Source organism: Pseudonocardia sp. P1 (assembly GCF_000178675.2).
In the GTDB taxonomy this organism is placed as follows: Bacteria; Actinomycetota; Actinomycetes; order Mycobacteriales; family Pseudonocardiaceae; genus Pseudonocardia.
The window spans coordinates 493,341-518,516 of the sequence record NZ_ADUJ02000001.1; the positions used below are offsets into that span (position 1 = coordinate 493,341).

A 25,176-nucleotide genomic window follows, 5' to 3' on the forward strand; every position below is an offset into this window, starting at 1 on the left:
GTTAGTGTCGGCGACCACACCGGGCGACGGAAGGTGCTTGCGACATGGACGGCGTGCACGATCTGGGTGGCCGGCAGGGTTTCGGGCCGATCGATCCGGAGCCCGACGAGCCGGTGTTCCACTCCGACTGGGAGCGCCGGGTGCTGGTGATGTTCCCGGCGATGGCCGGAGCGGGCGCGTTCAATCTCGACCAGTTCCGGTACGGGATGGAGCAGATCCCGCCGGCGGAGTATCTCGCCTCGACCTACTACGAGCACTGGATGCACTCGATGATCCACTGGGGCATCGAGGCGGGGATCTTCGATCCCGAGGATCTCGAACGTCGCACCCGCCACTACCTGGAACACCCCGAGGAGGCCGCGCCGAAGGCGGCGAAGGCCGACCTGACCGAGGCGCTGCGGCAGCTGATCCCCACCGGCGCCGACTACCGTCGCGAGACCGATTCCGGGCCCGCGTTCGGCGTGGGCGACCGGGTCCGCGTGCTGGACCACGTCTCGACCATGCACACCCGCCGTGCCGGCTACGTGCGTGGACGGACCGGAGAGATCGTCGCTACCCACGGCGCCTACGTCTATCCCGACAGCAACGCCGCGGGACTGGGCGAGGACCCCCACCACCTCTACACGGTGCGATTCCGCTCCGAGGAGCTGTGGGGCGCGGGCGAACCGGGCGCGGCGAACGCGGTCAACCACATCGATCTGTGGGAGCCCTACCTCACCGCGGTCTGAACCGCTCGCTCCCTTCCTCCCCCTGACACCGAGCACATCAGAGGACGATCATGTCACTGCACCACGACCACTCGACGATCACCGAGGACGACCGGATCGCCGCTCGCGTCAAGGCCATGGAGGCGATCCTGGTCGAGAAGGGAATCATCGGCTCGGACGCGATCGACTACATGTCCTCGGTCTACGAGAACGAGGTCGGCCCGCAGCTCGGGGCGAGGATCGTCGCGCGGGCGTGGGTCGACGCGGAGTTCAGGTCCCGCCTGCTCTCCGACGCCACCGAGGCGTGCAAGGAGTTGGGTGTCTCGGGCATGCAGGGCGAGGAGATGGTGGTCCTGGAGAACACGGGCACCGTCCACCACCTCGTGGTCTGCACGCTGTGTTCGTGCTACCCGTGGCCGGTGCTGGGACTCCCCCCGAACTGGTACAAGTACCCGGCCTACCGGGCCCGAGCGGTCCGTGATCCGCGCGGCGTGATGGCCGAGTTCGGCCTGGACCTGTCCGAGAGCGTCGAGGTGCAGGTGTGGGACTCCAGCGCCGAGCTGCGCTACTGGGTGCTGCCCCGGCGCCCCGCCGGCACCGACGGGTGGTCCGAGGACCGGCTCGCCGAGCTGGTCACCCGCGACTCGTTGATCGGGGTCGCGGACGTCACCGGCCCGGCCGCGGCGTGATCGGGATGGAGCGACTGAACCGGACGCCGTCACCGGAGACCAAGCCGCGGGTCGACTCGCTGGTCGAGGCCCTGCCCTTCAACGAGGCGATCCCGCGCCGCTCGGGTGATGTCGCGTTCGACCACGCCTGGGAGATCCGGGCCTTCAGCATGACCGTGGCCCTGCACGAGGAGCTCGGCTTCCCGTGGGCGGAGTTCCAGGACAGGCTCTCGTCGCCGCCATCCAGGAGTTCGAATCGGGGCGCCCCGACCTGGAGCACTGGAGCTACTACGAGCGGTGGATGGCCGCACTCGAGGTCCTCGCGCGCAGCAAGGGCTGGGTCTCGCAGACGGAGCTCGAGCAGCGGACCGAGGAGATCCTCGCGCTCCCGGCGAACTACATGCACCAGCATGCCGTCCGCGAACCGGTCGCCGTGATCACCGGGGCACGGTGATGGCCGACGACCTCTCCGAGGACATCGACGAGGGCGCCGTGAACGCTCATCACGTCGCCGCGATCGCAGCGCTGGCCGGGCTCCCGCTGGAGCCCTCCCGCCTCGCGCCGGTGGCCGCGCTGCTCTCGGCCTGGATCCCCGGTGCGAACGCGCTGAGTGCCCGGATGCAGTCCGCCGAACTCGACGGGCTGATGCCCGCCGTGGTGTTCACCCGTCCCGGGATCCACGACGAGGAGGGCGGGCAGTGAACGACGGAGCGGCGGACGACCGGGCGCCGGGTGACGATCTCCTCGACCGCACGCTGACCGAGGTCGCCCACCTGGTCGCTGCCGGCGAGGTGTCCCCGGTCGAGCTCGTCGAGCGGTCGCTGCGGCGGATCGAGCAGATCGCCGGGACCAACGCGTTCATCTCCGTCGACTCCGACGACGCCCTGGCCGTGGCCCGGGCGAGCGAGACGATGATCTCCGCCGGTCACCGGATCGGACCGCTGCACGGTGTCCCGGTCGCGCTCAAGGACAACGTCTCCGTCCGCGACAAGCCCACGACCGCGGGCAGCGCCATCCTGGCCGACCACCGCCCGGCCGAGGACGCGACGGTCACCCGCCGACTGCGGTCGGCGGGAGCGATCATCGTCGGCAAGACCAACATGCACGAGTTCGCGTGGGGCGGGACCTCGGCGAACCCGCACTACGGGTTCGTCACCAACCCGTGGGACACCGGCCGGATGCCGGGTGGATCCAGCGGCGGCTCCGGCGTCGCGGTCGCGACCCGAGCCTGCTTCGGTGCGCTCGGTACCGACACCGGCGGATCGATCCGGCTGCCCGCGGCGCTCAACGGCATCACCGGGCTGCGTCCGACGATCGGGCGGGTCAGCAACGCAGGCGTGATCCCACTGGCCTGGAGCATGGACACCGTCGGTCCGATGGCCCGCACCGCGGCGGACTGTGCGGTCATGTTCACCGCGCTGGCCGGTCACGACCCGGCCGATGCCGGTTCGGCCGACCGGGCGGGGGAGGACTACTCCCGCGATCTCGGTGCCGGGCTCGACGGGCTCCGGGTCGGGATCATCGAGGGCTACTCCCTGCACCACGTCCAGCCCGCGGTCGACAAGGCGCTGCGCGCAGCACTGGACGTCCTCGTCGCCGGCGGCGCCCGCACGAGCGAGGTCTCGATCGCCGACATCGAGGGCAACATCTCCGCCCAGCTCACCGTCGAGGCGTGCGAACCCAGCACCTACCACCAGCGCTGGTTGCGCGAGCGCCCCGACGACTACGGCGACGACGTCCGGCTCCTGCTCGAGGCGGGGGAGATGCTGCCGGCCACCCAGTACCTGCAGGCCCAGCGCTACCGGACGCTGCTGCGCTCGCAGACCCTCGCCGCGCTGTCGCGGGTGGACCTGCTGGTGTGTCCGACCCTGCCCTTCACCGCGACCCCGCTCGGGGAGGTGACCGTCGAGATCGATCCGGGACGAGCGGAGGACATGCTCTCGGCGATCATGCAGTTCACCGGGTTGCCGTCGCTGACCGGTCTGCCGGCGATCAGCGTGCCCTGCGGCTTCGACGATGCGGGACTGCCCATCGGTATGCAGCTGATCGGCCGTCCGTTCGCGGAGTCGACACTGCTGCGGGCCGCGGCCGGGTTCCAGGCGGGCACCGGGTTCCACACTGCGGCCCCCCGGGTCGGGCGGGACCGAGCCCGGTAGCTGCACTGCTCGGCGTCGAGGCGGCCGTAGACGGCGAGGCGGAATCCCAGGTGCGCCACTTCGAACTCCTGGCCGTTCTCGCGGGCCAGGTGCAGGCACTCGGTGGTCGCGGCGACGGTACGTGGAGCCGTTCGGTACACCCGGCTCGCCCCGCCGCGTCTGCTCACAGCTTGAACACGGCGCGCGGGTTGTCCTGCACCAGAGCCCGGATCGTGTCGCCCGCCTCGTCCTCGGCGAGGCGGTGCCGCACGACGAGGTCGGCGAGGTGGGCGGCGTCGAGGCGGCGGGACATGTCGTGGCGCGCCGGGATCGAGCAGAACGCGCGGGTGTCGTCGATGAAGCCCGAGGTCCGGCTGAAACCGGCCGTCTCGGTGACCGCGGAGCGCCAGCGTCCGATCGCGTCGGGGGCGTCGAGGAACCACCACGGCGCCCCGACGTAGACGGAGGGGTAGAACCCGGCCAGCGGCGCCAGCTGCCGGGAGAACACGGTCTCGTCGGTCGTGAAGACCACGAGGTGGAACCCGGAGCTCGTGCCGAACCGTTGCAGCAGCGGACGCAGCGCCTCGGTCAGCTCGATGCCGGTCGGGATGTCGTGCCCGCGGTCCGGGCCGAACCGCTCGTAGGTGGGCCGGTGGTGGTTCCGCAGGATGCCGGGGTGCAGGGTCATGACCAGCCCGTCCTCGGCGGACATGGCGGCCATCTCGAACAGCAGGTGCCGGCGCAGCGCCGTCGCCTCGTCGGTGGAGGCCTCGCGGCGCAGCGCTCGGGCGAAGATGTCCGCGGCGACGGTCTCGTCGAGCGGCTCGGTGCCCACGTCGGCGTGGCTGTGGTCGGCCGAGGTGGCGCCGTGGTCGACGAAGTACCGGCGTCGCAGCCGCAGCGCGGTGAGGAAACCGTCATAGTCGCCGGTGTCGGTGTCCGCGGCCACCCCGAGGGACGCCACGGCCTCGGGCCACGCGTCGTCGCCGGCCTCGAGGTAGCGGTCGGGCCGGAACGTGGGGACCACCCGCCCGTCCCAGGACGGGTCGTCGCGCAGGACGCGGTGCCAGTGCAGGTCGTCGGCCGGGTCGTCGGTCGTGGCCAGCACCTCGATGCCGAACCGGCGGTACAACGCCCGCGGCCGGAACTCCGGGGTGCGCAGCGCGGCCGAGATCCGGTCGAAGAGGTCGTCGGCGTTCGCCTGGGCGGGCCGCTCCCGTACACCGAAGATGTCGTGGAGCTCGGACTCGAACCAGTACTGCACGGGTGTGCCGCGGTAGACCGGCCACCGCTCGCAGAAGATCCGCCAGGCCTTGCGCGCGGTGCCCTCGTCGAGCGGGGAACCGGCGGCGACGCCGAGCTCGTCGAGCCCGACACCGGACGAGTGCAGCAGCCGCGTGACGTAGTGGTCCGGGCTGATCAACAACGACGTCGGGTCCGGGAACGGGGTGTCCTCGGCGAGGATCCGCGGGTCGACGTGCCCGTGCGGGGAGATGATCGGCAGGTCCCGGACGGACCGGTACAGCTCCCGCGCGACGTCTCGGGCGGCCGGGTCGGGCGGGAACAGGCGGTCCGGGTGCAGCTGCAGGGCTGGCATGGCCCACACCCTCCGAGCGGGCCGGCGCGGCGGGCAAGCTGTTGCCATCGCTTGCGCCCGCCGTTGTGGGCCGGGCCGGGATCCGGCGACGGTGGCGCCATGGTCAGCGTGAGCCCGGCGGTGCCGATGATCGGATCCGCGGACACCGTCCTCGCCCCCGAGGCGGTGAGCGCCTTCGTCGCCGAGCAGCTCGAACGGCTCCCTGTCGACGGCCGGTCGGTGTGCGTGATCGTCCCGGACGGGACGCGGAGCTGCCCGCTGCCGCTGCTGGTCGACCGCATCCACCGGTCGCTGGCCGGACGCGCCGAGCGGCTGGTCGTGCTGATCGCGCTCGGGACCCACCAGCCGATGACGGACGACGGCCTCGCGTCCCACCTGGGCTGTGACGGCGACTCGCTCGCGCAGACCTATCCGGGCACGACGGTGCTCAACCACGAGTGGTGGGACCCCGGCACCCTGGTGTCGGTGGGTGTCGTCCCCGCCGAGCGCGTCCACGAGCTCTCCGAGGGCAGGCTGCACCAGGAGGTCGACGTCCGGATCAACCGGCACGTCGTCGAGGCCGACCTCGCGCTCGTCGTGGGGCCGGTGTTCCCGCACGAGGTCGTGGGCTTCTCCGGCGGCAACAAGTACTTCTTCCCCGGCGTCGCGGGCCCGGAGATCATCGACCTGTCGCACTGGCTCGGCGCGCTGATCTCCAGCTCGGAGATCATCGGCACCCTCGGGATCACCCCGGTCCGTGCCCTGATCGACGAGGCCGCCGCGATGATCCCGGTGGAGCGGCACGCGCTGTGCCTGGTGGTGCGGTCCGGCTCCGTCGACCTGCACGCGGTGGCGTCCGGCCCGCCGGAGCAGGCCTGGGCCGCGGCCGCCGCCGTCTCGGCCGGGACCCACGTGCAGTACCTGGACCGCCCGGTGCGCCGGGTCGTGTCGGTGATGCCGGAGAAGTACGACGACATCTGGACCGCCGCGAAGGGCTTCTACAAGCTCGAACCGGTCGTGGCCGACGGCGGCGAGGTCGTGATCTACGCGCCGGGGATCACGACGGTGTCGGTGAGCCACCCGGAGATCGAGGAGATCGGCTACCACTGCCGGGACTACTTCACCGCCCAGTGGGAACGCTTCCGCCACGTCGGGTGGGGGGTGCTCGCCCACTCGACGCACCTGCGCGGCGCGGGCACCTACGACCCGGTCGAGGGGGAGCGGCTGCGGGTCCGGGTCACGCTGGCGACCGGGATCCCGCGCGAGACGGTCGAGCGCGTGAACCTGCAGCACGCCGATCCCGCCGGCATCGACCTGGAGCGCGAGCGCCGCGATCCCGGCACGCTCGTCGTGGACCCGGCCGGTGAGGTGCTCTACCGCCTGCGCGAGCCGTGAGCGGGCGCGGGGCCGGTCGACTGGCGCACCACCAGCCGGACCGGTAGCCGGGCCGAGCGGACCGTCGCACGTCCGGTCGAGGCCAGCTGCTGGAGCAGGTTGCGCATCGCCGAGGCACCCATCGCCTGGAGCGGTGCGCCCACCGACGTCAGCTGCGGGCTGACCAGCCGACCGAGCGGGATGTTGTCGAACCCGACGACGCCGATGTCCTCGGGGACCCGGGTCCCGTTGCGGCGCAGCGCCTGCAGCAGGCCGATCGCGAGCAGGTCGTTGTAGGCCACGACGGCGCTGACCCCGGCACCCGCGACGTCGTCGGCGAGACCGGCGCCCGCCCGGAGCGTCGGGCCCGCCGCGGCGAGACCGACCAGGCCGACGCCCAGCGCGTCCGCCGCCTGCTCGACCCCGGCACGGCGCTCCGCCTCGACCGGGGAGTTCCGCGGGCCGCCGACGTAGGCGATCGTGCGGTGCCCCAGGCCGTGCAGGTGCTCGACCACCAGCAGCGCGGCCCGCGCGTCGTCGAGTGCGATGCTCGGCACCGACACCGCCGAGCGGTTCAGCACGACGGTCGGCCGGGTCGCGGCGACGGCGGCCACCTCGTCGTCGGTCAGGCGCGAGCTCGCCAGCACCACGCCGTCGACGACCGGAAGGACCCGGCGCAGCACGTCGGCCTCGCGGGTCACCGACTCGCGGGTGTCGCACAGCAGCATCGTGTATCCGCCCTCGGCGGCCTCCTGCTCCGCGCCGCGGACGATCTCGGCGCTGTGCGGGTTGGTGATGTCCGACATCACCAGCGCGACCACCATCGACGACCGGTCCGCCGACGCCGTCCGGGCCTGCCTGCTGTACCCGAGCTCCGTCGCGACCCGCCGGACGAGCTCGGCGGTGTGCGCGCTGACCCGCGCGGGACGGCCGAGCGCCCGGGACACCGTCGACGGCGCGACCCCCGCGGCGCGTGCGACGTCGTAGATGGTGGGCCGCGTGGTCACGGCGGGCGAGTCTAGCCCCGGGGCACCCGCGGCAACTGCTGGCAACGCGTTGCCGCGGGCACCCGCGGGCTGCCTCAATGGACGGTGAGCCGTAGCCGCGGACGCCGGGCGAGGAGCAGGTGGATGAGCCACGACAGGGTGACCGACGGGTGGCGCGACAGCCTCGGCGCCGCCGACCGGGCGGCGGCAGGCCGCGTGGGCGACGAGCTGCGCGGCGCCGGCCGCGTCGGGGTCGCACTCTCCGGCGGTGTCGACTCGTCCACGCTGCTCGCCCTCGCCGCCGACGCCCTCGGGCCGGAACGAGTCCGTGCACTCGTCGGGGTCTCGGCGAGCCTCGCCGCCGACGAACGGGCCACCGCCCACCGGGTCGCCGCGGCGACCGGCGTCGAGCTCGTCGAGGTCGCGACGGCCGAGCTCGACCGACCCGACTACCGGGCGAACGGCCCGGACCGCTGCTACGCGTGCCGGGACACGTTGTTCACCACCATCGACGAGACCGTCCTCGCCGAGCACGACCTCGACGTCGTCGCCTACGGGGAGAACCTCGACGACACCCGGCGTGCCGACCGGCCGGGTGCCCGCGCGGCGACCGAGCACGGCGTCCTGCGTCCACTGGCGTCCGCCGGGCTCGACAAGCCGGCGGTGCGCCGGATCGCACGGGCGATGGGCCTGCCGAACGCCGACAAGCCCGCCGCACCCTGCCTGGCGTCGCGCATCCCGCACTTCGAGCAGGTCACCGAGGACAAGATGGCGCAGATCGAGCGCGCCGAGCGGGCGGTGCGCGCGCTCGGGTTCGACGACGTGCGGGTGCGCCACCACGGCGAGGTGGCGCGGGTCGAGCTGCCCGAGGACCTGATCGCGGACGCGCTGGGGCCGCGTCGCACCGACGTGCTCGCCGCCGTGCGCGATGCCGGGTTCCGGTTCGTCACGGTCGACCTCGCCGGGCTGCAGTCCGGCGCCTTCACCCTTCCCCTGGTGTCCGCGCGGTGACCGGGCCCGAGCACGTCGCACCGGTCGGCGACTTCGCCCGGCTCGACGTCGGCCGCGAGGCCCGCCGCGGCCACGGCGAGGCCGTGTTCTGCGAGGGCAAGACCACCGACCAGGTCCGCGCGATCACCCGCGAGATCGTCGCCCGCGACATGCCGACGCTGTTCACCCGCGCCGGCGACGACCACGCCGCGGTGATCCTCGACGTCGCGCCCGACGCCCGGCACGAGCCGGAAGCCCGGATGCTGGCCTGGCCGGCGGAGCCGCCGGAGCCCGCCGGCGGACGGGTGGTCGTCCTCTCCGCCGGCACCTCGGACCTGCCCGTGGCCCGCGAGGCGGTCGTCACCGCGACCCACCTGGGCCGTCGGGTGGAGCTCGTCGCCGACGTCGGCGTGGCCGGCCTGCACCGGCTGCTCGCCCATCAGGACACCCTGCGCGGGGCCCGCGCGATCGTCGTGGCGGCCGGGATGGACGGTGCGCTGCCCACGGTCGTGGCCGGGCTGGTGTCGGCGCCGGTCGTGGCGGTCCCGACCTCGGTCGGGTACGGGGCGTCGTTCGGTGGGGTGGCGGCGCTGCTGACCATGCTCAACGCGTGCGCACCGGGTGTCGCGGTCGTCAACATCGACAACGGCTACGGCGCGGGCCACCTGGCCGCGCAGATCGCGGCCCCGCACTGAGGGCCGGTCAGCCGGCGGGTACGGGCCCGCCCGGCCGGAGCCCGCTCGCGTCGGCGGCGGCCACCGCGGCCTCGAGCACCTGACGCAGCGGCAGGTCTCGTGCCGCGGCCAGGGCCGCCACGTCCTCGTACTCGGGTGCGGTGTGCACGATCCGGCCGTCCTCGACGCCCAGCTTGATGCGTACCGGGGCCGACTCGACGGTGACCGTCGCCCAGGTCCGGTCGAGCGCGTGCCGGGCCACGGGCCACTGGCGGACGCCCAGCGTCGAGGTGGCGCGCAGCACGAACGCCCGCAGCTCGTCGGCCCGCCCGGGGTCGGTGAGGACGTGCAGCGTGTGTGCCGGGCGGCCCTTCTTCATCAGCACGGGGGTGAGCCAGGCGTCCGCGGCACCGCGCTCGAGCAGCGACCGCAGCACCTCCGGCCAGACCCGGGGGTCCATGTCGTCGACGTTGGTCTCCAGCACGAGCAGGTCCTGCCCGCCCGGGCGCGTCGCCGGGCAGGGCTCGCCGAGGACGACGCGGACGACGTTCGGCCGGCCGTCGGTGTCCCGCGCCCCCGCGCCGTACCCGGTGCGCCCGACGGTCATCCGCGGCATCGCGCCGCAGCCACCGGCGAGCCCGCGCAGCAGCGCCATCCCGGTCGGTGTGGCGAGCTCGCCGTCGCCGTCGCCGCCGACCTGCCAGCCGCGGCTCAGCTCGAGCACCGCGGGCACCGGTACCGGCAGCAGACCGTGCGCGGTGCGTACCCGGCCCGAGCCCAGCGCGACCGGGCTCGCCGTCACCTCCGACACCGCCGACACCCCGAGGTCCGCCAGGGCGGCGCAGGTCCCGACGACGTCGGCGATCGAGTCCCAGGCCCCGACCTCGTGGAAGTGGACCTGCTCCACCGGGACCCCGTGGACCCGCGCCTCCGCCCGGGCCAGCACCGAGAACACCGACAGCGCCGGCTCCCGCACGTCCGATGGGAGGTCGCTGCCGGTGAGCAGCTCGCGGATGCCGGCCCAGGACCGGTGCGGGTGGTCGTCGGCGGTGCTGCGCACCTCCACCCGGGTGGCCCGCAGCCCACCGCGCCGCACCTCGCCGACGTCGACGGTGACCTCGCCCGGGATCAGCGACCTGATCGGGCCGCGTACCCGCTCGAGGTCGGCGCCGGCGTCGAGCAGTGCGCCGAGCAGCATGTCCCCGGCGACGCCGGAGCTCACGTCGATCCACGCGACGGGCACGACTCAGCCTCCCGTCGATGCGGCGAGGTCGTCGACGTGGGCGACGACGGCCGCCACCAGGTCCTCGTCGCGGGCGAGGCCGGGGTCGAGGATCTCCAGCACCCGCGGTGCCGCCTCGTGGATCGGGCCCGCGGCGGCGGTGGTGAGCGTGCCGGCGATCGGGTCGCCCGCGCCCGTGCCACGGCGCAGGGTCAGCAGCCAGGCCGCGAGGGGCCGCAGCACGGGCCCGGGGATCCGGCCGGCGGCGCGCTCGGCACGCAGGACCGGCAGCACCCGCACGGGCAGCTTCTGGGACCCGTCGGCGGCGATCTGGGACAGCCGGTGCCGGATGCCGGTGTTGGCGAACCGGGTCACCAGGGCGTCCCGGTAGGAGGCGAGCTCGGCCCCGGGCAGCGGGACGTGCCGGCCGGCGACGTCCCACCAGGCCTCGACCCACCCCCGCACGACCGGGTCGGCGATCGCCTCGGCCACCGTCTCGTGACCGCGGGCCGGTGCGGCGTAGGCCAGCAGCGAGTGGGCGCCGTTGAGCATCAGGAGCTTGCGGCGTTCGTGGACGGTCACATCGGTCACGAAGACCGCGCCGGCGTCCTCCCAGCGTGGGCGGCCTCCGGGGAAGTCGTCGTGGAGGACCCACTCGCTGAAGGGCTCGGTGCTCACCGGCGCCCGGTCACGGACACCGGTGCCGCGGTGCACCTCGTCGAGGTCCCGTTCCTCGGTGCGTGGGGTGATCCGGTCGACCATGGCCGACGGGAACGCGACGGTGCCGGAGATCCAGTCGGCGAGCCCGGGGTCGACCGCGGCCGCGGCGTCGTGCACGACGCGGGCGACCATCTCCCCGTTGCCGTCGACGTTGTCGCAGGACAGCACGCTGCAGGCGCCGGCGCCGGCGTCGCGCCGGGCGGCGAGGCCCGCGACGAGCCGTGCGGGCACACTGCCCACCGGCGCGGTCCACGACCGGGCGAGCGCCGCCAGGTCGGCGGCCACCTGCGGGTCGGAGTGGTCGAGCCCCCCGCCGGGGCCGCGCCGGTAGCCGGCCTCGGTGACCGTCAGCGACAGCACCCGGGTCCGCGGGTCCGCGACCAGCCGGAGGAAACCGTCGTGCTCGGCGCCGGACAGGCAGGCCGAGAGGCTGGAGACGGTCTCGAACGACGGACCGTCGGGGTGCCGGGTGAGCAGGGTGTACTGCCCGTCCTGGGCCTGCAGGGCCCGTGCGAGCTCCACGCTGCGCCCGCTGAAGGCCGCGATGCCCCACCGGTCCCGGTCGGGGGCGTGCTCGGTGTACCAGGCCAGGTGGGCCCGGAAGAAGTTCCCGAGTCCGACGTGGACGATCCCGATCGGTGCCGCGGCGCGGCTGCCGGGCCGGCCGCGGCCCGGCGTCTGAATGGTGGTCACCTGTGCTCCCGTCCTCGCCGGGGCCACCGTCGCCCGCCCGGCGGCCCGTGGGCAACGGGTTGCCACCTCTTGCCGGGGCGTGCTGCTCACACCGCCATGCGGGCGCGACGCGGGCCCGTCGACTCCCGGACCACCAGCCGCGCGGGCATCTCGACCGACAGCGGCTCCGGGGCGGTGCCGTCGATCGACGACAGCGCGGTGGTGACCGCGGTCCGCCCGATCGTGCGCAGCGGGGTGGCGATGGTGGTGAGGTTCGGCAGGACCAGACCGGCCAGCACGGTGTCGTCGAAGCCGACCACGCTGACGTCGGCCGGCACCGACAGCGACGCCGCCGCCAGCCCGCGCCCGACGCCGACCGCCATCTGGTCGTTGAAGGTGATCACGGCCGTCGGCGGCCGGTCGGACAAGCCCTCGGCGAAACGGATGCCGCCCTCGACCGTCGGCGCCGCCGGCCCGCTGCGGTGCAGGGTCACCCCGGCCGCGCGGGACGCCTCCAGCAACGCCCGCCACCGTGCGCCGTCGGCCCACGACGCGGCCGGGCCTCCCAGGTACTCGGCGGCGTCGTGGCCGAGCTCCCGCAGGTGGGTGATCGTCGCCCGCGCCGCGGGCCCGTAGTCGGTGGACACGCTCGCGACGTCGCGGACCGCACGGTTGAGGACGACCGTCGGCTTCTGCTTGGCCAGTACCCGGATCGCCGAGTCCGACAGCCGCGAGCTGGCGAGCACGACGGCGTCCACCCGGGGCAGTGCCCGCTCGACGAGCGCCCGTTCCTGCGGGCCCGACTCGTGGGAGTCGGCGACCGCGATGGCGAGTCCGGCATCGAATGCGGCGTCCTCGGCACCGTGCACGAGCTCGAACACGAACGGGTTGCTGATGTCGGAGGTGACCAGGAGCAGCACACCGGTCGGCGCGGAGTCCGTAGGGGCGTTGACGGCGAGGCGGCGATAGCCCAGTTCCTCGGCGGACCTGCGCACCTTCTCGGCGGTGCGGGTACTGACCTGGCCCGGCCGGGCGAGTGCCCGCGACACCGTCGAGGGCGCCACGCCCGCGGCGGCGGCGACGTCGTAGATCGTGGGCCGCGTCCCCAAGCCTTCTCCTCCGGCTGGTCGGTGCGCTGGGGCCGGATCGCCGTCGCTGCGCGGAGCGGGTGGGTCGCCGGGAAGCTATCAGAGCCCGGGACCGCGCGACCCGCGCCGACCCGGGGTCACCGGGCGGGCTCGGCGCCTCCGGCGCGCTCGGGGAACGAGCCCTCGGCCGCGATCCGCTTGTTCAGCTCTGCGAGGTAGAGGTCCTCGTCGAAGTCGAGGGGGACCTCCCGGCCCAGCCAGCTCGACAGGTGGATCGCGTTGGCCAGCCGGACGCCGTCGATCCCGTCGCTGCCCGCCGCGAGCAGCGGTGTCCCGTCGAGGATGGTGGCGGCGAAGTTCGCGAGGACGCCGGTGTGCTGCGCACCCCAGACCGACTCGAACTCGAGGACCTCGCGCGAGTAGTACGTGCTGCGGTCCAGCTTGCCGGTGAAGAGCTTGCGGACGTCCTCGGCCGACATCGACTCCGACAGCTCGCGCTCGTCGGCGACCAGGCGCGTGACGGTCGCCGTCCTCGACCCGTCGACGACGATGCGGCCCCGGTCGCCGAGGATCTCCAGCCGGTCGGTGCCCTCGATGTCGTGTACGGCGGTGACGAAGGTGCCGGTGACGCCGTCGCCGTAGTCGGCGACGGCGGTGACCTCGTCCTCGACGGCGATGTCGCGGCGGAAGCCGTAGGCGACCTTGGCGTAGACCGAGCGCGGGACCCCGCAGATCCACTGCCACAGGTCGAGCTGGTGGGGAGCCTGGTTGACCAGGACACCGCCGCCCTCGCCGCCCCAGGTGGCGCGCCATGCGGACTGGTCGTAGTAGCCCTGCGGGCGCCACCAGGTGGTGATCATCCAGTTCGTCCGGCGGATCGCGCCGATCTCGCCGGCGTCGACGATCTCCTTGATCCGCTGGTAGAGCGGGTTGTTGCGCTGGTTGAACATGATCGCGAACGTCAGCTCGGGGTGCCGGGCGGCGCACGCGTTGAGCTCGGCGACCTGCCCGGTGTAGACACCGGCCGGCTTCTCCACCAGCACGTGCAGGCCCGCCTCGAGGGCCGCGATGCCGATCTCGGGGTGCAGGTAGTGCGGCACCGTGGTGACCACGGCGTCCACCTCACCGCCGGCGAGCAGCGCCCGGTAGTCCTCGTGGACCGGTACCCCGTACTCGCTGGAGGCCGTCGCACGCCTGTCCGGGTCGGTGTCCGCGACCGCGCCGATCTCCATCCCGGGGACCCTGCCGTCCCGGATGAAGGAGGCGTACATCGATCCCTGCGCCCCGAATCCGATGATTCCGAGCCGGACCTCTCCGGACATGCGTGGACCTCCCTCGTGCACGGCTTCGTGACGGCGACCACGGTGGGGGAGCGCGGGGTGGACGGCCACGGGTTGCCACATGTTCCGTCGCACCGTAGCCAGGCACCGATGCAACAAGTGGGAACAAGTGGGCGGTGCCACCGGGCAGCGGTCACGGTGATCGTGCGACCGAACAGCGCTCAGTGAGGAGCAACCGGAAACATGTGGACACTCTCGGGCTTCGCCGACGAGATCTCCTCCGACCTCGACGAACAGGTGGCGCTACTCGGCAAGCTCGGCATGTCCCACCTGGAGTTCCGCAGCGCCTGGGGTACGAACGTGCTCGACCTGGACGCCGGCGCGCTGTCCCGGGCGAAGGGGATCGTCGACGACGCCGGACTCGCCGTGTCGAGCATCGGCTCCCCGATCGGCAAGATCCACGTCGAGGAGGACTTCACCGCGCACCTCGACCGGGCCCGGCACGCCCTCGACGTCGCCCACCACTTCGGCGCCCCCTACATCAGGGTCTTCTCCTTCTTCGTCAGCCCTGGTGACGACCCGGACCGCCACCGCGACGAGGTGCTGCGCCGGATGCGGGCCCTGGCCGATCTGGCCGAGCAGCGCGAGGTGATCCTCGTGCACGAGAACGAGAAGGAGATCTACGGCGACGTCCCGCGCCGCTGCGCCGACATCCTCGCCTCCGTCGCGTCGCCGAACCTGCGCGCCGCGTGGGACGCCGCCAACTTCGTCCAGGTGGGCGTGCGGCCCTTCACCGAGGCCTACGCCGCCGTCCGCCCCTACCTGGAGTACGTCCAGATCAAGGACGCGCTGCTGGCCGACGGCGAGGTCCGCCCCGCCGGTCGCGGCGACGGCGAGATGGTCGAGACCCTCCGCGCGCTCCGCTCGGACGGCTTCGACGGCTTCTTCTCCCTGGAACCGCACCTGTCGCAGGCCCACAGCCTCGGCGGATTCTCCGGACCCGAGCTGTTCACCGAGGCCTGGGAGGCGTTCACCGGGCTGCTCGGCGCCGAGGGCATCGAGTACCGGTGAACGCGGTGACCACGGCGGCCGTCATCGGCTGCGGCGACGTCGCGCCGGTGCACCTCGACGCCATCGCCCGGGAGGCGGGCATCGAGCTGGTGGCGGTCTGCGACACCGATCCCGTCGCCCGCGCGGCGACCGCCGAGCGCCACGGCGTACCGGGCTACGCCGACCACCGCACGCTGCTCGCCCGCGCTCGCCCGGACGTGGTGCACGTCTGTACACCGCACGACCAGCACGTCCCGGTCGCCCTCGACGCACTCGACGCCGGGGTGCACGTACTCCTCGAGAAGCCGCTCGCGCACACCGTCGACGAGGCCGAGCGTCTCGTCGCGGCCGCCGGGCGCGGTCGTGCCCGGGTGGGGGTGTGCTTCCAGAACCGCTACAACGCCACCGCGCAGGCCGCGCACGAGATGCTGCGCTCCGGGGAGCTGGGCGCGGTGCTCGGCACCGTCGCGACGGTCATGTGGACCCGCACCCCGGACTACTACCGTGCCAAGCCGTGGCGCGGGCGGTGGGCCACCGCGGGCGGCGGGCTGCTCATCAACCAGGCGATCCACACCATCGACCTGGTGCAGTGGCTCGCCGGGGACGTCGTCGAGGTGTCCGGCAGCGCCTCGACCCGGCTCTACGGCGACCTCATCGAGGTCGAGGACACCGCCGAGATGCTGCTCTCGCACGACGGCGGGGCCCGCAGCGTCGTCGTCGGCTCCCTCGCGAACGTCGTCCACGCACCGGTCACCATCGACGTCACCGCCGAGCGGGGCAGCCTGTCGATCCGCGGCGACCTCACCGTGACCCGGGCCGACGGCACGGTGCACACCGTGCCGGAACGACGGGCCGCGCTGAACGGACGCTCCTACTGGGGGGTGTCCCACGAGCACCTGATCCGGGACTTCTACGCCCGGCTGGGCGACGACGAGCCGTTCTGGATCGGCCCCCGCGAGGCGATGAAATCGCTGCGCATCCTCACCGACGTCTACGCCCGGAGCGGCATCGGCCGGATCCGGCACACCGCCACCGGCTGACGACCGGCCCGGCCGCGCCCACCCGTACCCCACCCGACCTCCGTGCTGAAGGGGAACCCATGCCCACGATCGGCGTCCAGATGATGATGCTCAAGAACCACGTCGAGGACGTCGGGCCCCACGAGGTCCTGCGCCGGCTCTCGGAGTCCGGCTTCTCCGCGGTCGAGGTCTCCCAGATCGCGATGACCCCGGAGAACGTGGCCGAGATGGTCCGCGCCCGTGACGAGCTCGGCATCGACTTCGGGGCGCTGTCCGCCGGCATGGGCGGCGGCCCGAACGAGTCCCTCCTGGACGACTTCGACAAGATCGTCGCGGACACGAAGGCCCTGGGCGCCTCGCGGCTGCGCATCGGCATGATGCCGTACCCGGCGATGGCCTCGCACGAGGCGCTGCTGGAGTTCTGCGGCCGGGCCGAGAAGGTGTCCGCGCGGCTCGCCGACGAGGGGATCACCCTCTACTACCACAACCACCACGTCGAGTTCGCCAGGCGCGGAGGCAGCACGCTGCTCGACGTCATCCGCGCCGAGGCGCCGACGATGCGGCTCGAGATCGACGTGCACTGGGTGCAGCGCGGTGGCCGCGACCCGGTCCGCACGCTGCAGCAGTACGCCGGCCTGGTGGACCTGGTCCACCTCAAGGACTACCGCATCGGCGAGCTGGACCCGTCGGCGTTCGACGCCCTGGCCGACGGCGACCGGGCCGGGTTCATGCGCTCCTTCACCGACGTGGTGCAGTTCGCCGAGGTCGGCGAGGGCAACCTCGACTGGGCCGAGATCATCGACCAGTCGCTGGACTCGGGTGCCGAGTACCTGTTCATCGAGCAGGACCAGCAGTACGGCCGCGACCCCTACGACTGCCTCCGGACCTCCCGCGAGAACCTCGTCGCGCTGGGCTACGGGCACCTGATCTGACCGGTGCGGCGCCCGCGGCGGGGACCTGGACCCTCCCGTCGGAGGTCTCGCGCCCACGGACCGCTGCCGGTGGTGTGTGCGGACGCCGTGCACAATGAGGCGATCATGAGCGGTGGTTGCTGCGTTCCCGGCCCGCGGGACACCTCCGTGGCGCCCGCGCCGCCGGGGGGTTCCGGTGCGCGCGACGTCGCCGAGACCGCGGTCGAGGTCCCGGGTGGGTCGTTCCTGATGGGCACCGACTCCGCCGAGGGCTACGGCACCGACGGCGAGGGGCCCGCCCGGCGGGTCGAGGTCGGCCCGTACCTGATCGACACGGTGGCCGTGACCAACGCCCGGTTCGCCGAGTTCGTCGCCGCCACCTCCTACGTGACGGAGACCGAGCGGATCGGCTGGTCGTTCGTGTTCGTGGGGTTCCTGCCCGCGGCACTGCGCCGGACCAGCCCGCGCCCGCGGCAGACCCCCTGGTGGGCCGGGGTGACGGGCGCGACCTGGTCTGCGCCGGAGGGCCCCGGCAGCACCGTCGGCGACCGGGCCGACCACCCGGTCGTCCACCTGTCGCACGCCGACGCCCGCGCCTACGCCGCATGGGTCGGCGGGCGGCTGCCCAGCGAGGCGGAGTGGGAGTACGCCGCGCGTGGCGGCCTGGAGGGCGCGCGCTACCCGTGGGGCGACGAGCTCACCCCGGCGGGCGAGCACCGGTGCAACATCTGGCAGGGCGACTTCCCGGTCCGCAACACCGCCGAGGACGGCTACCGGGCCACTGCGCCCGTGACGGCGTTCGCCCCGAACGGTTACGGCCTCCACAACACGGCCGGGAACGTCTGGGAGTGGTGCGCCGACCACTTCGGGCCGCGCAGCGGGGACGCCCGGGTGATGCGCGGTGGCTCGTACCTGTGCCACGAGTCCTACTGCAACCGCTACCGGGTCGCCGCCCGCACCGCGAACACCCCGGACAGCGCCGCCGGTCACCTCGGGCTGCGGGTCGCCTGGGACGTCGCGTGCCCTGCGGAGGGGGCTCCGGGCAGCTGACCGCTGCAGCTCCGGCGCCGGGCGACCGAGCCTGCCGGCCACGGTGGACGCCGTGGCGGGCCGTCCCGTGCGGACCGGCGGCGCGGCCCTGCAACTGCTGGCAACCCGTTGAAGCGCCGTTCGATCCCGTGCCGTAATCCCTCCACGCGCCCCGACGCGCGGTCCGCACGAACCCGAGAGGGCATCCGGACCCTCAGTACCCACACGAGGTTGTTGACGATGAGGTCAGGCCGAAGAGTTCTTCCCATCCTGGTCACGGTGGTGGGCATGCTGGCGGCAGCCGGGTGTGCCGGAATCGGGACCCCGGCCTCGCCGGCCGGTGTCCTGAACATCGGCCAGGTCCAGGACGTCGCGACCTGGGACACCGGGCAGGGCCACAACGGGCACCGCCTGGTCGCGTTCCAGACCGCCTACGACACCCTGATCCGGCGCGAGCCGGACGGGACGCTCGTGCCGATGCTCGCCACCGCGTGGGGCTACACCGACGACACGCAGACGACACTCGCGCTGACCATCCGCGAGGGCGTCACCTTCAGCGACGGCGAGGCGCTCGACGCCGAGGCGGTGCGGGCGAGCCTGGAGCACTTCCGGACCGCCAACGGACCGCAGGCCGTCCAGACGGCCGACGTCGCCGAGGTGCGCGTCACCGGGCCGTACCGGGTCGAGATCGAGCTCGCGCAGCCGAACCCGGCGCTCGAGTTCTACCTCAGCCAGGCCGCGGGCATGATCGCGAGCCCCGCCGCGCTCGGGGACCCCGCCCTCGACCGCACCCCGGTCGGGTCCGGCCCCTACGTCATGGACGAGGCCCGCTCGGTGACCGGTGACCGGTACGTGTTCCGCGCCCGGGACGGCTACTGGGACCCCTCGCTGCAGCAGTGGGACGAGGTCGTGCTCAAGGTGCTCGCCGAGCCGACGGCGCGGATCAACGCGCTCGTCGCCGGGCAGGTCGACGGGACGCAGCTGCTGCCCCGCAACACCACCCAGGCCGAGAACGCCGGCCGCGAGATCGTGAACCGGGACGTCAACTGGGCCGGGCTGATGCTGTTCGACCGCGACGGCGCGGTCGCCCCGGAGCTGGCCGACGTCCGCGTGCGTCAGGCGATCAACCTCGCCTTCGACCGGCAGGTCGCCGTCGACGGTCTGCTCGGTGGGTACGGCACCCCGACCAGCCACGTCTTCGGTGAGGCCAGCACGGCCTTCGATCCCGCGCTCGACGACTACTACGGCTACGACCCGCAGCGTGCGCGCGAGCTGCTGGCCGAGGCCGGCCACCCCGACGGCTTCACCCTGAGCATGCCGTTCAGCGCCAACACCAACGACGCCATCCCGTTCGTCGTACAGCCGCTCGCCGACATCGGCATCACCGTGCGCGCCGCGAGCGTGCCCGGCCAGGCGGCGCAGTCGGAGATCGGCAGCGCGCGCTGGCCCGCCGCCTACTTCCCGATCTTCCAGGGGCCGACGTGGATGGCGGTGGAGCAGATGCTGGTGCCGCAGACGCTGTACAACCCGTTCCGGTCCGAGGACCCCCGCCTCGACGGGATCCTCGACCGTCTGCGCGTGGCCGGGCCCGACGCCGTCGACGAGGCGCAGGAGATGGCCCGCTACGTCACCGAGCAGGCCTGGTTCGCCCCGTGGGCCCGGATGGGCAACACCTACGCGTTCGACGGCGGGAAGGTCCGCGTCGAACCGCAGATCGGCCAGGTCGTCCCCTCCATCTACAACTTCCACCCGGCCGGCTGACCGCCGCCCCGTCGCACCCCGGAGGTCACCGTGCTGCCCTTCCTGCTCCGCAGGCTGGCATCGGGCGTGGTCGTGCTCGCCGCCGTCCTCTGCCTGACGTTCCTGCTGCTGTTCTTCTCCACCGACGACGTCGCCGCGAACATCCTCGGCGAGCAGGCGACACCTGACCAGATCGTCGCCAAGAACGCCGAGCTCGGCCTCGACCGACCGCTCCTCGAACGTCTCGTGGACTGGTGGGCGGCCGCCCTGACCGGTGACTTCGGCGCCTCCTGGTTCAACGGCCAGACGGTCGTCGCCGCACTCGCGACCCGGCTCCCGGTCACCCTGACCCTGGTCCTGCTCTCCATCGTCCTGATCGGCGTCATCGCGACCGCCCTGGGCATGACCGCGGCCGTGCGCCGGGGCCGCGCCGACCGCGCCGTGCAGATCGGCGCCGCGATCGGTGACGCCCTGCCCAGCTTCCTCATCGGCCTGCTGCTCGTCGGCCTGTTCGTGGTGACGCTGCCCTGGTTCCCGGCGGTGAGCACGATCGCGCCCGGCGCCGGCATCGGACCGTGGGTGGTGTCGCTGACCCTGCCGATGACCGCCCTGCTCATCAACGGTGTGGCCGCGTCGGCCCAGCAGGTGCGCGGTGCGGTGCTCACCCAGCTGTCCCGCGACCACGTCCGCACGTTGCGCAGCCGCGGGCTGCCCGAGCGGGAGATCCTCTTCCGGCACGTGCTGCGCAGCGCCGCCCCGGCCGGCCTGACCGTCCTGAGCCTGCAGTTCATCGGCATGCTCAGCGCCGTCGTCGTGATGGAGCAGGTGTTCGCGCTGCCCGGGGTCGGGACGCTCGCGGTGCAGGCCACCACGACGGGGGACCTGCCACTGGTCATGGGGGTCGTCGCATACACGACGGTGATCGTCGTCGTGGTCAACCTGCTCGTCGACCTGGCCAACGGCTGGCTCAACCCGAAGGTGCGTGTCGCATGACCGAGCCCTCCGCCCCGCCCGTCACCCCCGCCGCACCGGGACCGGCACCCCGCGGACGAGGGGGCGAGGTGCTCCGGCGGCTGCTCCGCAACCCGCTCGGGGCGGCGGCCGCGACCGTCCTCGGGCTGATCGTCGCCGGCGTGCTGCTGGCGGACGTACTGGCGCCCTTCGAGCCCGGCTACGCCGACATCCGCAACATCCTCTCGGGCGCAGGTGCCGACCATCCGCTGGGCACCGACAGCGGGGGCCGCGACATCCTCAGCCGGCTGCTGCACGGCGGGCAGACGACGTTGCTCGCGGCGCTGCTGTGCGCGGCCGTCGCGATCGCCGTCGGCGTACCGTCGGGGCTGCTCGCCGGCTACTACGCCGGTGGGATCGACGGGGCGGGCACCTGGGTCACCAACATCATCCTGGCGCTGCCGTCGATGATCGTGCTGCTGGCGGTGCGCGCCGCACTGGGCCCGTCGGTGTGGATCTCGATGATCGTCTTCGGGATCATGCTGGCGCCCGGGTTCTTCCGCCTGGCCCGCACCGCGGTGCGCGCGGTGCGCGACGAGCTCTACATCGACGCGGCCCGGGTGTCGGGGCTCTCGGACGCCCGCATCCTGCGCCGCCACGTGCTCTCGGTCGTCCGGGCGCCCCTGATCATCCAGGGCGCACTGGTCTGCGGGATCGCCATCGCCGTCCAGTCCGGACTGGAGTTCCTCGGCCTCGGCGACGCCGCCGTACCCACCTGGGGCGTGATGCTCAACGAGGGGTTCCGCAGCGTCTACGACGGCCCGATGACCCTGCTCTGGCCCGCCCTAGCGATCGCGGTGACGACGAGCGCCCTGGTGCTGCTCGGCAACGCGGTGCGCGATGCGGTGGAGGACCCGGCCCGTGCGGGCTCCGCCGGTGCCGGCGGAGCCGTCCGGCAGGCGGTCGAGCGTCGCCGCGCCGCGTCGGCCGGCACCGCCCGGGACGGTGGCGGTCACCTTCTCGAGGTGCGTGACCTGGGCATCGCCTACCCGCAGGCGGACGGGACCCTGAAGCAGGTGGTGGACGGGGTGTCGTTCACGCTCGACCGCGGCGAGGTCCTCGGGGTGGTCGGCGAGTCGGGATCGGGCAAGTCGCAGACCGCGTTCTCGGTGCTCGGGCTGCTGCCGGGAGATGCGCTGATCACCGGCGGGACCATCCGGATCGACGACGAGCTCACCGTCGGACCGGGGGACGTGGCCGTCGACCAGGACCGGCTGCGCCCCCTGCGCGGGCGGCGCATCGGGTACATCCCGCAGGAACCGATGAGCAACCTCGACCCCGCCTTCACCATCGGGTACCAGCTCGTGCGCCCGATGACGCACCTGCTCGGCGTCTCCCGGGCGGAGGCCACCGCCCGGGCCGAGGAGCTGCTGCGCAGCGTCGGGATCGCCGACCCGGTCCGGGTCATGCGGTCCCATCCGCACGAGGTGTCCGGCGGCATGGCCCAGCGGGTGCTGATCGCCGGTGCGATCTCCTGCGAACCGGACCTCGTGATCGCCGACGAGCCCACCACGGCACTGGACGTGACCGTGCAGGCCGAGGTCCTCGACGTCCTTCGGGACCTGCAGGAGCGGCTCGGCCTGGCGGTCCTCCTGGTCACCCACAACTTCGGCGTCGTCGCCGATCTCTGCGACCGCGTCCTGGTCATGCGCGACGGCACCGTGGTCGAGTCGGGCGACGTCCGACGGATACTGCGCGACCCCGACCACGAGTACACGGCGTCGCTGCTCGACGCGATGCTCGCCGACAAGCCGCCGCGCGGCCGCCTGACCGCGGCGGCGGACGAGAACCTGGAGGCGACCCGATGAGTACCCCGCTCCTGGACGTCGAGGACCTGGTCGTCGAGTTCCGCACGAAGCGTCTCGGCCCCGCCTTCCGGGCCCTGCACGGGGTGTCGTTGCAGGTCGGCGCCGGCGAGACGCTCGGGCTGGTCGGCGAGTCCGGTTCCGGGAAGAGCACCATCGGGCGCGCCGTCCTCGGTCTCGCCCCGGTGACCTCGGGGCGGATCCGGTTCGACGGCCGCGACATCGGGGCGGCCGACCGCCGGACCCGGCGGGCGTTGAGCCGTGACCTGCAGGTCGTGTTCCAGGACCCGTACAGCTCGCTCAACCCGGCCCGCACGGTCGGCGACACCCTCTCCGAGCCGCTGCAGGTGCAGGGGATCGAGGGAGGTGAGGCACGCAGCCGGGTCTCCGGGCTGCTCGACCGCGTCCATCTCCCGCAGGACGCGATGCACCGGCTGCCCCGCGAGTTCTCCGGAGGTCAGCGCCAGCGCATCGCGATCGCCCGGGCGCTGGCGCTGCGTCCGAAGCTGATCGTGTGCGACGAGCCGGTCAGCGCGCTCGACCTGTCGACCCAGGCCCGGGTGCTCGACCTGTTCCTCGAGCTGCAGGAGGCGATCGGCGTCGCCTACCTGTTCGTCTCCCACGACCTCGACGTGGTGCGCCACGTCAGCCACCGGGTCGCGGTCCTGTACCGCGGCGAGATGGTCGAACAGGGCGACGCGGAGCAGGTCACCCGCGATCCCGCGCACGAGTACACGCGAACGCTGCTGCTCGCGTCCCCGGTGGCGGACCCCGACCGGCAGGCCGAGCGGCGAGCTCAGCGGCGCGCGACGGCCGCGCGATGACCGGGCGCCCGAACATCGTGTGGATCTCGACCCACGACATCAACCCGCACCTGGGCTGCTACGCGGGCGTGTATCCGGGGGCTGAGCAGGCGCGCACCCCGAACCTCGACGCCCTGGCGGACGGGGGGATGCGGTTCGACCGGGCGTTCGCGGCGGCCCCGATCTGCGGGCCGTCGCGGTCGGCGATCATGACGGGCTGTTTCCCGACGGCGATCGGGACGATGCACATGCGGACGAAGGCGGTGATGCCGCCCCAGGTCCGGTTCGTGACCGAGTACCTGCGCGAGGCGGGGTACTACGCCACGAACAACTGGTTCACCGACTTCCAGACCTCGACGCCGCCGTCGGCGTTCGACGACTGCTCGCCGTCCGCGCACTGGCGGAACCGGCCCGACGGCGTGCCGTTCTTCGCGGCGTTCCACTCGCTCGTCACCCACGAGTCCCGCCTGTACGGGGACGACGAGCAGTTCGAGGCCCGTATCCCGCACGTCGGCCCGGAGGACCGCCACCACCCGGACGACGTCGTGCTGCCGCCCTACCACCCGGACACCCCGGCGTTCCGCACGACGTGGGCGCGGTACCTGGACCTGATCACCGAGATGGACCACTGGGTGGGCGGCCTGCTCGACGAGCTCGAGTCGGACGGCCTCGCCGGTTCCACGCTGGTGGTGTTCTGGAGTGACCACGGCGCGGGGATGCCGCGCGCGAAGCGGTGGCTCCACGACTCGGGGCTGCACGAGCCGTTGATCATGCGGTGGCCGGGTCACCTGGCGCCGGGCGCGGTGCACGGCGATCCGGTGCACCTGATGGACCTGGCCCCGACGATGCTGCAGGTGTGCGGGGCCGGCGTTCCCTCGTCGATGCACGGTGTCCCGTTGCTGGGCCCGGACGGGTCGCTGGTCGACCGCCCGAACGACTACGTGTTCGCGGGCCGCGACCGGATGATGGAGATCGAGGACCACAGCCGCAGCGCCCGCGACGACCGCCACCGCTACGTCCGGCACACCCATCCCGGACGCCCCCCGATGCCGCACTCGGAGTACCCGGACGCGCTGGGCACGTGGGCCGAGCTCCGGCGGCTGGCGCGTGACGAGTCCGCCCAGCGGACACAGGGAGAGCCGCGCACCCTGCTCACTCCCGCGCAGCGGGCGCTGGTCGGGCCGGAGAAGCCCGCCGAGGAGCTCTACGACCTCGACGCGGACCCGCACGAGCTGCGCAACCTCGCCGGTCTCCCGGAGTACGAGGCGATACTCGCCCGGTTCCGCGCGGCGGTCGACGGATGGCTCGCCCGTCACGGTGACGCCGCCGGGCAGGACGAGGACGATCTCCTCGCCGCGTGGAGGCCGGCAGGGGAGTGGGAGGTAGTGGCGGTGCCGGTACCCGGACCGGACCGGGTACCGGTGTCACCGACGCCTGGTGCGTGCGTCGTCTGGACCGACGACCCGCCTGCTCCGCAGGCCACGGGCAGGGGAGCCGGCGACGACGTCGGGCTCCCGCCGCAGGACGGGCGGCACTGGCGGATCCACTGTGCGGCGACCCCGCCGCCCACCGGCCGTCGGGTGTGGGTCAAGGCCTGCCGACCGGGGTTCGTGGACAGCGCGGAGGTCGCGACGGGGTGACGTCGTGCCGTCCGGGGCCCGGCGGCAGCCTTCATGTGTCAATGAAACATTGACGTCAGCGAATCGTCAACGAAAC

At 73.2% G+C, this 25,176-nt stretch carries 23 protein-coding genes; 17 read left to right on the forward strand and 6 right to left on the reverse strand.

The window, feature by feature from the left end; translation table 11 throughout:
• Positions 1 to 44 precede the first annotated feature (44 nt).
• The 5 genes from nthB to PP1_RS01830 all read left to right on the forward strand — a co-directional run bounded on the left by nthB (position 45) and on the right by PP1_RS01830 (position 3,531).
• Positions 45 to 728, forward strand: a complete 684-nt coding sequence (gene nthB, locus PP1_RS01810) for a nitrile hydratase subunit beta (RefSeq protein ID WP_010244085.1) — start codon at positions 45 to 47, stop codon at positions 726 to 728.
• A gap of 50 nt (positions 729 to 778) precedes the next feature.
• Entirely contained in the window at positions 779 to 1,396 is a 618-nt protein-coding gene (gene nthA, locus PP1_RS01815; RefSeq protein ID WP_010244083.1) for a nitrile hydratase subunit alpha, read from the forward strand.
• A 184-nt stretch (positions 1,397 to 1,580) separates the two neighbouring features.
• Complete coding sequence (locus tag PP1_RS01820; RefSeq protein ID WP_139323879.1) at positions 1,581 to 1,829, forward strand: SH3-like domain-containing protein; 249 nt, start codon at positions 1,581 to 1,583, stop codon at positions 1,827 to 1,829.
• The gene (locus PP1_RS01825; protein WP_139316779.1) at positions 1,829 to 2,077 is read left to right on the forward strand and encodes a hypothetical protein; all 249 of its coding nucleotides are present in this window, start codon (positions 1,829 to 1,831) and stop codon (positions 2,075 to 2,077) included. The genes PP1_RS01820 and PP1_RS01825 overlap by 1 nt, the downstream gene beginning before the upstream one ends.
• The gene (locus PP1_RS01830; protein ID WP_010244075.1) at positions 2,074 to 3,531 is read left to right on the forward strand and encodes an amidase; all 1,458 of its coding nucleotides are present in this window, start codon (positions 2,074 to 2,076) and stop codon (positions 3,529 to 3,531) included. Before PP1_RS01825 ends, PP1_RS01830 begins: the two co-directional genes overlap by 4 nt.
• A 163-nt stretch (positions 3,532 to 3,694) precedes the next feature.
• Here PP1_RS01830 and uxaC read toward each other — a convergent pair whose 3' ends face one another.
• A complete protein-coding gene (uxaC, locus tag PP1_RS01835) occupies positions 3,695 to 5,107 on the reverse strand; it encodes a glucuronate isomerase (protein WP_010244073.1) in 1,413 nt (470 codons plus the stop codon).
• Between the two features lie 99 nt (positions 5,108 to 5,206).
• Between uxaC and PP1_RS01840 the strand changes: the two genes are divergently transcribed.
• Positions 5,207 to 6,481 carry a lactate racemase domain-containing protein gene (locus tag PP1_RS01840; protein ID WP_010244071.1) on the forward strand — a complete coding sequence of 425 codons (1,275 nt, stop codon included), beginning with the start codon at positions 5,207 to 5,209 and terminating at the stop codon, positions 6,479 to 6,481.
• Here PP1_RS01840 and PP1_RS01845 read toward each other — a convergent pair.
• Entirely contained in the window at positions 6,460 to 7,467 is a 1,008-nt protein-coding gene (locus PP1_RS01845; protein ID WP_010244069.1) for a LacI family DNA-binding transcriptional regulator, read from the reverse strand. The two genes, PP1_RS01840 and PP1_RS01845, sit on opposite strands and share 22 nt — an antisense overlap.
• 123 nt (positions 7,468 to 7,590) lie before the next feature.
• On the opposite strand from PP1_RS01845, the gene larE reads away from it, so the two are divergent.
• Together larE and larB are read left to right on the forward strand one after the other, a co-directional pair.
• Positions 7,591 to 8,457: an ATP-dependent sacrificial sulfur transferase LarE gene (larE, locus tag PP1_RS01850; protein WP_010244067.1), complete on the forward strand. Its 867-nt coding sequence runs from the start codon at positions 7,591 to 7,593 to the stop codon at positions 8,455 to 8,457.
• Positions 8,454 to 9,131: a nickel pincer cofactor biosynthesis protein LarB gene (gene larB / locus PP1_RS01855; protein ID WP_010244065.1), complete on the forward strand. Its 678-nt coding sequence runs from the start codon at positions 8,454 to 8,456 to the stop codon at positions 9,129 to 9,131. The genes larE and larB overlap by 4 nt, the downstream gene beginning before the upstream one ends.
• Before the next feature lie 7 nt (positions 9,132 to 9,138).
• On the opposite strand, the gene larC is transcribed toward larB, so the two are convergent.
• From larC to PP1_RS01875, 4 genes are all read right to left on the reverse strand, one after another.
• Positions 9,139 to 10,353, reverse strand: a complete 1,215-nt coding sequence (gene larC, locus PP1_RS01860; RefSeq protein WP_010244063.1) for a nickel pincer cofactor biosynthesis protein LarC — start codon at positions 10,351 to 10,353, stop codon at positions 9,139 to 9,141.
• A 3-nt stretch (positions 10,354 to 10,356) separates the two neighbouring features.
• Positions 10,357 to 11,745, reverse strand: a complete 1,389-nt coding sequence (locus PP1_RS01865; protein WP_010244061.1) for a mannitol dehydrogenase family protein — start codon at positions 11,743 to 11,745, stop codon at positions 10,357 to 10,359.
• An 86-nt stretch (positions 11,746 to 11,831) separates the two neighbouring features.
• Positions 11,832 to 12,833, reverse strand: a complete 1,002-nt coding sequence (locus tag PP1_RS01870) for a LacI family DNA-binding transcriptional regulator (RefSeq protein ID WP_010244059.1) — start codon at positions 12,831 to 12,833, stop codon at positions 11,832 to 11,834.
• 116 nt (positions 12,834 to 12,949) lie between these two features.
• Positions 12,950 to 14,134: a Gfo/Idh/MocA family protein gene (locus PP1_RS01875; RefSeq protein ID WP_010244057.1), complete on the reverse strand. Its 1,185-nt coding sequence runs from the start codon at positions 14,132 to 14,134 to the stop codon at positions 12,950 to 12,952.
• Between the two features lie 201 nt (positions 14,135 to 14,335).
• Between PP1_RS01875 and PP1_RS01880 the strand changes: the two genes are divergently transcribed.
• From PP1_RS01880 to PP1_RS01920, 9 genes are all read left to right on the forward strand, one after another.
• Positions 14,336 to 15,163 (forward strand): sugar phosphate isomerase/epimerase family protein, encoded by an 828-nt coding sequence (locus PP1_RS01880; protein WP_010244055.1) that lies wholly within the window; start codon positions 14,336 to 14,338, stop codon positions 15,161 to 15,163.
• A complete protein-coding gene (locus PP1_RS01885; protein ID WP_010244053.1) occupies positions 15,160 to 16,182 on the forward strand; it encodes a Gfo/Idh/MocA family protein in 1,023 nt (340 codons plus the stop codon). Before PP1_RS01880 ends, PP1_RS01885 begins: the two co-directional genes overlap by 4 nt.
• A gap of 59 nt (positions 16,183 to 16,241) precedes the next feature.
• Positions 16,242 to 17,093, forward strand: coding sequence for a sugar phosphate isomerase/epimerase family protein (locus PP1_RS01890; RefSeq protein ID WP_010244051.1), 852 nt, complete (start codon positions 16,242 to 16,244; stop codon positions 17,091 to 17,093).
• 105 nt (positions 17,094 to 17,198) lie between these two features.
• On the forward strand, positions 17,199 to 18,122 hold the full coding sequence (locus PP1_RS01895; protein WP_075315076.1) for a formylglycine-generating enzyme family protein: 924 nt from the start codon (positions 17,199 to 17,201) through the stop codon (positions 18,120 to 18,122).
• Between the two features lie 267 nt (positions 18,123 to 18,389).
• Positions 18,390 to 19,862, forward strand: a complete 1,473-nt coding sequence (locus PP1_RS01900; RefSeq protein WP_075314226.1) for an ABC transporter substrate-binding protein — start codon at positions 18,390 to 18,392, stop codon at positions 19,860 to 19,862.
• Positions 19,863 to 19,892: 30 nt separating this feature from the next.
• Positions 19,893 to 20,834, forward strand: a complete 942-nt coding sequence (locus tag PP1_RS01905) for an ABC transporter permease (RefSeq protein ID WP_010244045.1) — start codon at positions 19,893 to 19,895, stop codon at positions 20,832 to 20,834.
• On the forward strand, positions 20,831 to 22,660 hold the full coding sequence (locus tag PP1_RS01910; RefSeq protein WP_083697139.1) for a dipeptide/oligopeptide/nickel ABC transporter permease/ATP-binding protein: 1,830 nt from the start codon (positions 20,831 to 20,833) through the stop codon (positions 22,658 to 22,660). The genes PP1_RS01905 and PP1_RS01910 overlap by 4 nt, the downstream gene beginning before the upstream one ends.
• Positions 22,657 to 23,481: an ATP-binding cassette domain-containing protein gene (locus PP1_RS01915; RefSeq protein WP_010244041.1), complete on the forward strand. Its 825-nt coding sequence runs from the start codon at positions 22,657 to 22,659 to the stop codon at positions 23,479 to 23,481. The genes PP1_RS01910 and PP1_RS01915 overlap by 4 nt, the downstream gene beginning before the upstream one ends.
• Entirely contained in the window at positions 23,478 to 25,100 is a 1,623-nt protein-coding gene (locus PP1_RS01920) for a sulfatase family protein (RefSeq protein ID WP_010244039.1), read from the forward strand. Before PP1_RS01915 ends, PP1_RS01920 begins: the two co-directional genes overlap by 4 nt.
• The last annotated feature ends 76 nt before the right edge of the window (positions 25,101 to 25,176 follow it).

What these genes read in the sequence shown, in the direction of transcription:
- PP1_RS01890 (WP_010244051.1), top strand. Translation starts at nt 16,242, where the DNA reads ATGCCCACGATCGGCGTCCAGATGATGATGCTCAAGAACCACGTCGAG.
- PP1_RS01875 (WP_010244057.1), bottom strand. Translation starts at nt 14,134, where the DNA reads ATGTCCGGAGAGGTCCGGCTCGGAATCATCGGATTCGGGGCGCAGGGA.
- PP1_RS01915 (WP_010244041.1), top strand. Translation starts at nt 22,657, where the DNA reads ATGAGTACCCCGCTCCTGGACGTCGAGGACCTGGTCGTCGAGTTCCGC.
- PP1_RS01880 (WP_010244055.1), top strand. Translation starts at nt 14,336, where the DNA reads ATGTGGACACTCTCGGGCTTCGCCGACGAGATCTCCTCCGACCTCGAC.
- PP1_RS01825 (WP_139316779.1), top strand. Translation starts at nt 1,829, where the DNA reads ATGGCCGACGACCTCTCCGAGGACATCGACGAGGGCGCCGTGAACGCT.
- nthB (WP_010244085.1), top strand. Translation starts at nt 45, where the DNA reads ATGGACGGCGTGCACGATCTGGGTGGCCGGCAGGGTTTCGGGCCGATC.
- PP1_RS01895 (WP_075315076.1), top strand. Translation starts at nt 17,199, where the DNA reads ATGAGCGGTGGTTGCTGCGTTCCCGGCCCGCGGGACACCTCCGTGGCG.
- PP1_RS01920 (WP_010244039.1), top strand. Translation starts at nt 23,478, where the DNA reads ATGACCGGGCGCCCGAACATCGTGTGGATCTCGACCCACGACATCAAC.
- PP1_RS01900 (WP_075314226.1), top strand. Translation starts at nt 18,390, where the DNA reads ATGCTGGCGGCAGCCGGGTGTGCCGGAATCGGGACCCCGGCCTCGCCG.
- larE (WP_010244067.1), top strand. Translation starts at nt 7,591, where the DNA reads ATGAGCCACGACAGGGTGACCGACGGGTGGCGCGACAGCCTCGGCGCC.
- nthA (WP_010244083.1), top strand. Translation starts at nt 779, where the DNA reads ATGTCACTGCACCACGACCACTCGACGATCACCGAGGACGACCGGATC.
- PP1_RS01910 (WP_083697139.1), top strand. Translation starts at nt 20,831, where the DNA reads ATGACCGAGCCCTCCGCCCCGCCCGTCACCCCCGCCGCACCGGGACCG.
- PP1_RS01840 (WP_010244071.1), top strand. Translation starts at nt 5,207, where the DNA reads ATGGTCAGCGTGAGCCCGGCGGTGCCGATGATCGGATCCGCGGACACC.
- uxaC (WP_010244073.1), bottom strand. Translation starts at nt 5,107, where the DNA reads ATGCCAGCCCTGCAGCTGCACCCGGACCGCCTGTTCCCGCCCGACCCG.